Below are 9,489 nucleotides of genomic sequence, written 5' to 3'. Positions count from 1 at the left end.
TGTAAAGATCCGTCACAAGAATAACCTGGAAACCCTTTACGGACACCTGTCTAAAGTAAACGTAAAGGAAGGCCAGATGGTTAACACCGGTCAGGTTATTGGCCAGGTCGGTTCAACAGGCCACTCAACAGGAAACCACCTTCATTATGAAGTCCGAAAAAATGGAAAACCCATCAACCCGGGCAGCTACCTAAGCTTTAATTAAACCATTATGGGAAATTCCAAAAACGCTCAGTCTTCTGCAACTCCCACACTCATCAGCAAAGGCTGTGTCGTTACGGGAAAAATAGAATCCGACGTTTTTGTCAGAGTTGACGGTCATATTAAAGGAGACCTTTTCATAGGGGAAGGATTAATAGTGGGCGAAGATGGCCTTATCGACGGGAATATTAATACCCGGGAAATCGTTGTCTACGGCACCGTGAACGGAACAGTTAAGGCTGAGTCTATCGACATCAAAAGCTCGGGCAAAATACTGGGCGAGATCCAAACCAGAACCTTCCAGGTTGAACGAGGCGCTGTATACACCGGAATGGTGAGCATGGCAAAAGAAGCTACTGTGGAACATTTGGTAGCGGTGACCTGAATTAGTAATCAGTAATCAGTAATCAGTTGGATGACGCATCGGATATTGATTAGTCACAAGGTCTTCCTATCTACACCTTCCACGTATTTAATTTTTTACAAGCGGGAATATTTATTTTAGCTGATATTTATCGCAAATAACCTGGTAGAAAACTCATGAATATTAAAACCCTCTTCATTACTGCATTAGTCGTTTCAACATTATCTGTTACCGCCCAGCAAAAAAAACCTGCAGCGGCTGCTCAAAGCTCAGCCGTGCCGAGGCCGAAATTGATGATAGGCATTATGGTCGATCAAATGCGATGGGATTACTTATATCGTTTTTACGAGCGCTATGGCAGTGGAGGTTTTAAACGAATGCTTAACGAAGGCTTTTCGGTAGAGAACACCTATATAAACTACGTCCCCAGCGTTACCGCTGTTGGCCATGCCACTGTTTATACTGGTTCCGTTCCCGCAATTCATGGTATGGCAGGAAATGATTTTATACAGCAGTCAACTGGCAGAACGGTTTATTGTGTCGAAGACACAACCGTTTCGACTGTTGGCAGCGGTACTGTTGTAGCTGGCCAAATGTCACCCAGAAATCTTCTGGCGACAACCATGACGGACGAGCTACGCATGGCTACGAATTTCAGATCAAAGGTGATCGCAGTTGCCTCGAAAGACCGCGGAAGTATTCTTCCCGGCGGTCATACAGCAAATGCAGCTTACTGGTATGATGAGGACACGGGCAATTGGGTGACAAGTACTTATTATATGAATACGCTTCCGGCCTGGGTCAGCGATTTTAATGCACAACGATATCACGAAAAATATTTAAAACTGGATTGGAATACTCTGTATCCAATAAATACCTATGTGCAAAGCTCGAAAGATGACAACCGGTATGAGGGTAGATTTTCAGGGATGACGACTTCTGCATTTCCCATCAAAACATCTGAAATGTCAAACAGATGGAATACATTGATCACCAGCACCCCTTATGGCAGCAGTTTAACGCTCGATCTGGCTAAAGCGGCGGTTGAAAATGAAGACCTTGGGGCAGACGCAATCACAGATTTCCTTGCCGTCAGTGTATCATCCCCAGATTATGTCGGTCACCAGTTTGGGCCAAATTCTATTGAAGTTGAAGATACATACCTTAGGCTTGACCGCGATCTAGCCACATTTTTCACTTATCTCGATACTAAAGTAGGAAAAGGGAACTATACCGTATTCCTGACAGCAGACCATGGCGTACAGCATAATGTCGGATTCATGGCGGACAATATGATGAGTGCAGGACTCTTTCAGACTTCTGCAAACATGAGAGAATTGAACACTTTATTAGAAAACGAATTCAAAATAAAAGGTGCGATCCGAAGCTTCAGCAATTATCAGGTGAGCCTGAATTATGCTGCAATAGAAGCTGGTAAAAGCAGCATTGCAGATATCAAAACAAAAATCATCGAGCTCCTTAAGAAAAAGCCAGGGGTTGCATTCGCGGTTGATATGGATGACGCGCAAACAGCGAACATTCCAGCTAACTATCGTGAGCGTATCATCAATGGTTATAATCGTGAACGAAGCGGTGTGATCCAGATCATCCTCAAACCAGCATGGTATTCAGGTTTAGGCACTTCGCCAACCGGAGCTACTCACGGAACCCTTAGTCCTGATGATACTCGTATCCCCTTTGTTTTAATGGGATGGGGTATAAAGCATGGCAAAACAAATGCATCCCATAACATGACCGACATCGCTCCAACTATTACGGGGCTCTTAAGGATACAAGAGCCTAATGGGAATATTGGTGTAGCAGTTAACGAAGCCTATAAATAAGATTTATTTTCTTATAAAGATCAGGCGGCCTTCGGTCGCCTTTTTTGTTAACATGGATATTATAATGTAAAACAAATTTTACCTCGGGCCCACCAGATATGTTAATTTGTTAGCTAAATTGAACCGTTACTTTAACTACACGCTTCAAAAATGGCCACACCCAACACCCTGATAAGCAAGAGATCAGCACTTATAGTAGTCCTTTTCGGCACACTGATTTATACCGGATGCAAGGTATATCCAACACTTGTTACAGAGAAACCAGTAGATATAAATCGCACATGGAGTGTATACAAGGCAGACAGCGAAGGCACTGCATATTCCGTACTGGATCAGGTAAGCCTTAATAATGTAAATCAGCTTGAAGTTGCGTGGAGCCACAAATTCAGCGATGCTCCGCAAGGTTCGAGAGGTGGCAGCAGCGAGAGTAATCCCATTATTATTGATGGTGTGATGTACACGATGTCGGCACGGCACCGTATATATGCTTTAAACGCAACTACTGGCGAGCAGATCTGGAGCTTTGACCCTTTTAATGGAGCTGCTGGCGGTGGTGTAGGCAGGGGTGTAACTTACTATGAAGAAGGTGCAGATAAAAGAATAATGTTTACGGGTGGCGATCAGCTTTTTTCTGTGAATGCTGCTACAGGCGAATTAATCACCAGCTTCGGCACTGGAGGTAAAGTGAGTATGAATGTGGGGATGCGCGGTGAGCCCGACAAGATATCGGTCATACCAACAACTCCCGGAACTATCTATCAGGACCTGTACATCATAGGAAATGAGGTATCAGAACTTTACGGCGCTGAACCCGGCCATATCCGCGCATATAATGTAAAAACAGGGGCTTTGGTATGGACTTTCCATACTGTTCCTCAGCCGGGTGAAGTTGGTTATGACAGTTGGCCTAAGGATGCATGGAAATATGTTGGCGGCGCAAATAGCTGGGGTGGAATAACCCTTGACGAAAAACGCGGAATGGTGTTCCTCGCGACAGGATCTCCGACTTACGATTATTATGGAAAGGACAGAGCGGGCAACAATCTTTTTGGAAATTCTGTGGTGGCCCTGGATGCGCGAACAGGAAAATATAGATGGCATTTCCAAACTGTACATCATGACCTCTGGGATTACGATCTTCCGGCGGCGCCGAACCTGATCACCGTAATTCACAATGGCAAAAAGATAGATGCCGTTGCTCAAACATCAAAACTCGGCTATATCTATACCTTCAACAGGGAAACTGGCGTGCCATTATGGCCAATAGAGGAACGTCGAGTGCCTGCATCTGATATTCCGGGTGAGGTCACAGCTCCAACTCAGCCCTTTCCAACTAAGCCGAAGCCTTACGCGCGTCAGATCATTACGGAAGCTGATATAGCTAATTATTCACAGACATCACATGATACACTGAGGAAAAGGTTTAAATCATTCAGATATGAAGGTCCATTTACCCCGCCGGCTATCAAAGGAACATTTATGATGCCGGGAAGCCGTGGCGGTTCAAGCTGGGGCGGTGGTACCGTTGATCCAACCAAAGGTATTATTTACGTGAAATCTAATGACTCCCCGGAAATAGCAACAATGAAAAAGGTTGTTCAAAATGAAACAGCCAACCTGAGTGTCCATGCACAGGGTAAAGCACTTTATAGTACGTACTGCGTAGCCTGCCACATGCCAGACAAAAATGGTGATGAGTCAGGCAATCCTTCTCTTGTAGCTATTGAAACTAGATTAAGCAGAGGGGATGCTCTTAACAAAATTAAGAGAGGCGGAGGTAAAATGCCATCATTTGCAAGTGTTATCGCTGGTAAAGAAGACGCTATCATCTCCTATCTTTTCGACAAAGAGCCTGCGGCTCCGACTTCGGGGCGAGAACAAAGCTTCCTCAAGGAAATCCAGACCAATACTGCTGCAAATAAGATCGCTACCATCAAACAAGATGATCAATATTTAAATCTTACAGCCTATGGGCAGTTTACCGACAGTGAGCGCAGGCAAGGGATCAAGCCTCCTTTTGGGCAGCTTCATGCCATCAATTTGAATACGGGCGAGTTTGAATGGACGGTCACACTGGGCAACACACCCGAAAGCCAAATGCCTGGAGCTCCTGAAACCGGTGCAAGCGGATCAGCAGGACCTTTGGTAACTAAAGGAGGCTTACTGTTCATTGGCAGCACGCGCGACCGCAAATTCCGTGCGTTTGATCAGAAAACCGGCATAATGGTTTGGGAGTACACACTTCCTGGGATTGCTAACGCCAACCCAAGTACATACTGGAGTAATGGCAAACAATATATAGCGATATCAGCAGGTGGTGATGCTGCCAATCCTGCTGGATATGTGATATCTTTTGCATTGGGGAAATAATCTTTGAGTTCCTACGATGTGTACCGACAGATATTTTTCCTGTGCCTTAGGTGGCCATGGTATGTATTACGGTCCCCTTTTTTGAAGTGGAGCTGTCAACGCCGTGGACCATTGACGGGCACTGCGCGGTGAAATTCGATTTTCATATGAACCTTAATTGTCCCTGGATTGCATAGATTCTAGTATAATTTTAGCTAATACCGGTTGAAAAAAATGACTAAAAGTCGCCGTTTTTCATCGGGATGATGACTTGCCATTTTTCATATCGCCCTGTTTCAAATAAATAATTAAATTTAGCCTAAATAAAAAAACGAATTAAAATTGCCAGTGCCTTCGCTTCCCTTGGGAAATGGTTATTACGTTTCGTGATGAGTGTATCAGGAGTTTATGCGGAAGCTTATAAATTGTATGATGCAGAGGTTTATTAAAAAGCCTTACGCAATATAGATGTGTCCCGGAATAAGAATGTATCGGAACTAGTGTTGTGTTTGGGCTTACAGTCGCCTTAATTTTATAGTGTCCGGAAAGATTTTTACAGCAGAAGGAGGATAACAGTTATGACTTAACCATTACCTATATTAATATAATATTTTAAAAGCCAGGGAGGTGCCTCATGCCAACATTACCCGCGGCTATTTTAACAATCATTAATTCAATTAAACTTCGAATTGTATGAAATTTTACATGCTACTAAAGTGCAGAGAATCTTCCATTCCGCTGAAACTTATCAGAGTTATGAAAGTCGTGTTTATATTATCATTAAGCTTTCTTTTGCAGGTTAACGCGACAAGCTATGCACTAGACATCAGCCTAACTATAAAAAATGTTTCGACACCTCCGCAGGAAATCCGGGGAAGAGTAACGGATTCAAAAGGAGCGCCGCTTCCGGGAGTCAGTATCAGGTTGAAGAACACAACGACCGGGACCACAACTAATATCGACGGGAATTACATGCTGACTATTCCGGAGTCTGGAGTATTAGTCTTTAGCTATCTGGGATTCCTTGATCAGGAAATAGCCACCGGTTCCCGCACAGCTATAAATGTTGCTATGGCAGAAGACCAGCAAGCCCTGAATGAAGTTATTGTTGTGGGTTACGGTACTCAAAACAAGAAGGATGTTTCAAGTGCAATTGGATCACTCTCTGTTGCCAACAAAAAGTTAGCTGATCTGCCAATTACCAGTCCTGAACAATTATTACAGGGACGGGTTGGTGGAGTAAATATCACCCAAGATTCAGGTACACCGGGAGGTCGTACTACGGTACGTATCAGAGGTGCCAGCTCAATCACCGGCGGTAATGACCCCCTATATGTTATAGATGGGGTTCCGGTAAATACAGGTAATTATGCGGGTGCAGCAGGAGGTTCGATGCCACAGAATCCCCTTTCAAATATTAGTCCCAATGATATTGAAAGTATCGATATTCTGAAGGATGCATCGGCGGCAGCGATATATGGATCAAGAGCTTCGAACGGAGTTATAGTAATTACTACAAAAAGAGGCAAGGCAGACCAGGCGAAGATCAACTACAATGCCTACGTGGGTTTCCAGGAAGTAGCAAAACGAATCCCGCTTTTAGGTGGCCCGGAGTGGGGTGAGCTTATAAATGAGGCAAATACCAATGTGGGGAGGCCGGCACCAATTGCCAATCCGGCTGGATTACAAACTACCGACTGGCAGGAAGAAATTTTCAGAAGAGCCCCCATCCATAACAATGAGATATCTCTTTCGGGTGGAAGCCAGAAAACACAATACTTTTTATCAGGCAGTTACCTGGGCCAGACCGGAGTAGTTATTGGCAGTGGATTTAGCCGAGGTAATTTCAGGTTCAATTTTGATCATACGATCAACGACAGGCTAAAGACAGGGATTAATGTAAGTATGAACCGCACTAAAACAGACCGGGTAAGCCAGGGTGACCGTGACGGTATAGTTGCGGTAGCTATCGTTAAGTCGCCTGCGGTTGCAGCCCGCAATGCGGATGGTTCACTTAATCCGGATGATCCATATATTGCCAATATCGATAACCCACTCATTATTGCAGACCAGGTTACGAATGATGCGTTTAACAACAGGGCGCTTGGGAATGCATTTGTTGATTTTAAGATCTTGGAAGGACTTCATCTGCGAAGCAGCATTGGTCTGGATTACCTGACTTTAGAGGAAGTTTATTTCGTGCCGCCGAATAAATTAACCGTATTGGGCCGGGCGACAAATGGGTCCGGAACTAACAGTATGACCCAGGATATTGGCTGGATTAACGAAAACACATTAAACTATAGCAAAACCTTATCAGAAAACCACCGTTTCAATGTTCTTCTGGGTTACTCCAACCAGGAGTCCAAATTCAGCCGCACAGTCGCTTCTGCTACCAATTTTGCGTTGGAAGCAATCCAGACCTTAGGTTCCGCATCAATTAAAAACTCCACATCTACTGGCAGCAGCTGGGGATTGACATCCTTTTTCAGCAGGTTGAACTATTCATTCAAGGATAAGTTTAATTTTTCAGCAAGCTATCGCGTGGATGGATCTTCACGCTTTAGTGAAAACAACAAATATGGGCGCTTTCCGTCTGTTTCTGCGGCTTACCGATTGGGACAGGAGGGCTTTATGAAAGACCTGAGCTGGATTGAAGATGCGAAAATCCGTGCAAGCTGGGGACAAACCGGAAATCAGGAAATTGGCAACTTCACTTCCAGGGGACTATTCGGCGGAGGTTTTAATTACATTGGCTTAAGTGGATTGTCCCAAACCCAATTAGCAAACCCCGACCTGAGCTGGGAAAGTACGGAGCAAACTAACGTCGGACTGGACCTGAGTTTTTTAAAAGGCAGGGTAAACTTCACAGCCGATGTTTACAAAAAGAATACGTCTGGTCTCTTGCTTGCCGTATCATTACCAAGGTCATCAGGATTCGTCAGTTCCCTGCAAAATGTGGGTAACGTTGAAAATAAGGGGATCGAACTTTCACTGAATACTGTAAACATCAGTAAAACTGATTTTAAATGGTCAACTGATTTCAATATCTCTTTTAACAAGAACGAAGTTACTAACCTTCCAGGCGGACAAATACCTCTCGGTTTCAATGGTTACGCCAGTATTGTCAAAGAAGGATATCCATTGGGCACGTTTTACGGCTGGAAGATCATCCGTGTTAATCCTCAGACTGGTGACTACGACTTTGTTGATATCAATGGTGACAAAAATATCCCCTTAACCTCAACAACTGAGGATAATCAAGTGCTTGGCAGTGCACAGCCCAAATTTACAGGAGGCTTTACTAATTCGGTGCAGTACAAAAATTTCGATGCGTCAGTCTTCTTGCATTTTGTTTATGGAAACCAGATTTTCAACCAGGCTGAATATTCTTATGGAAGGCTTCATACCTGGTTCAACTCTTCAACTCTGGCAAGAGAACGTTGGAGGAAACCAGGAGATATTGCAACCCTGCACCGCGCCGCATGGGCCGACCCAAATAGGAACGGTTCTGTTTCAGACCGCGTGTTACAGGACGGGTCATTCCTCAGATTGAAAAATGTCAGTCTGGGTTATAACCTGAAAAACGAAATGCTGCGTAAAGCAGGAATTCAAAGTATTCGGATATATGGCGCCGGACAGAATATTTTTACCTGGACAGAATACCGTGGTTACGATCCTGAGGTTAATGCGTATGGTAATGATACCAATTTTGGATTTGACCTGAGCTCATATCCTCAGGCTCGCTCGTTCTCATTAGGTTTAAACGCAACATTTTAAATCAAGACTCATGAAAAATATAATTCCATTACTCTGTACATATCTTTTTATTACATCATGCGATGTGATTGATCAGGAGCCGATAGATTCGGTATCAACACAGGAACTGTTTGTACGGCCATCAGACGCGGAAGCTGCGATTATAGGTACGTACCGCAACTTGGCAAATACAGGGCTTAACTACGTTGTATTTGCCGAATTGCCGACAAAAAATACGATTGGAAACGCCCTTAACAGACAGTTTGAGCAATTGAACAATCTTATTTTTGTGGCGGATAACAGCCAGTTCAGCAACCTTTGGGATCAGCAGTATGTGCTGGTGAATTCGGCTAATGTTGTAATCGCTAAAGTTCCGGGGATTCCGGGAATGACGGATGCTGCTAAAAGCTCAATAATAGCGGAGGCAAGATTCATGCGTGCATTTACGTATTTTAATTTGGTCAGGTATTTCGGTAGCGTGCCACTAATCATCATGCCTACTGAAAGCCCCGACGTTGCTGCTCTGCAGGTTCCCAGGACTTCTATCGATGCGATTTATAAGCAGATCCTCGAAGACCTGGATTTTGCAAAGCTGAATTTACCCGAGGCCCATGCGGGGCTTGGACGCACCGGACGTGCTACGAAGGCCGCGGCTTATGCTTTAGGAGCAAGGATACATCTAACCAGAAAAAATTGGGCCCTTGCAATCGCTGATGCAAACCAGGTAATTTCCAGAAGAGGTGAATCATTAACCGTGGCCTATGCTAATTTGTTCCTGACGAAGAATTCTGCTGAATCTATCTTCGAAATAAATTATGATACACAATTACAAAACGCACTTGCAACGACATTTTTGCCAGCCAGTTTAAGCGGAACCCGAACAATCCAGATCAATCCAAATCTTGTTGCTGCCTACGAAACAGGTGATGCAAGGAAGGATGCAACTATCGGATTCGCTAACGCTGACAATTA

6 protein-coding genes are annotated in these 9,489 nt (G+C 44.3%); all 6 read left to right on the top strand.

What is annotated here, in order from left to right:
• Window positions 1-205: M23 family metallopeptidase (locus WKF69_RS10065; protein ID WP_340381574.1), on the top strand; the 205-nt coding region annotated here is incomplete at its 5' end.
• A gap of 6 nt (window positions 206-211) precedes the next feature.
• Window positions 212-586: a polymer-forming cytoskeletal protein gene (locus WKF69_RS10060; RefSeq protein WP_340381573.1), complete on the top strand. Its 375-nt coding sequence runs from the start codon at window positions 212-214 to the stop codon at window positions 584-586.
• A 155-nt stretch (window positions 587-741) separates the two neighbouring features.
• Window positions 742-2,409 (top strand): alkaline phosphatase PafA, encoded by a 1,668-nt coding sequence (gene pafA, locus WKF69_RS10055; RefSeq protein ID WP_340381572.1) that lies wholly within the window; start codon window positions 742-744, stop codon window positions 2,407-2,409.
• 150 nt (window positions 2,410-2,559) lie between these two features.
• Entirely contained in the window at window positions 2,560-4,779 is a 2,220-nt protein-coding gene (locus tag WKF69_RS10050; RefSeq protein ID WP_340381571.1) for a pyrroloquinoline quinone-dependent dehydrogenase, read from the top strand.
• A 735-nt stretch (window positions 4,780-5,514) separates the two neighbouring features.
• A complete protein-coding gene (locus WKF69_RS10045; RefSeq protein ID WP_340381570.1) occupies window positions 5,515-8,538 on the top strand; it encodes a TonB-dependent receptor in 3,024 nt (1,007 codons plus the stop codon).
• A gap of 10 nt (window positions 8,539-8,548) precedes the next feature.
• Window positions 8,549-9,489 (top strand): RagB/SusD family nutrient uptake outer membrane protein (locus WKF69_RS10040; RefSeq protein ID WP_340381569.1); only part of this gene is annotated, 941 nt, incomplete at its 3' end.

Origin of the sequence: Daejeonella sp. (assembly GCF_037719425.1) — a bacterium.
GTDB lineage: Bacteria > Bacteroidota > Bacteroidia > Sphingobacteriales > Sphingobacteriaceae > Daejeonella.
This window is presented reverse-complemented; position numbering and strand designations above follow the sequence as displayed.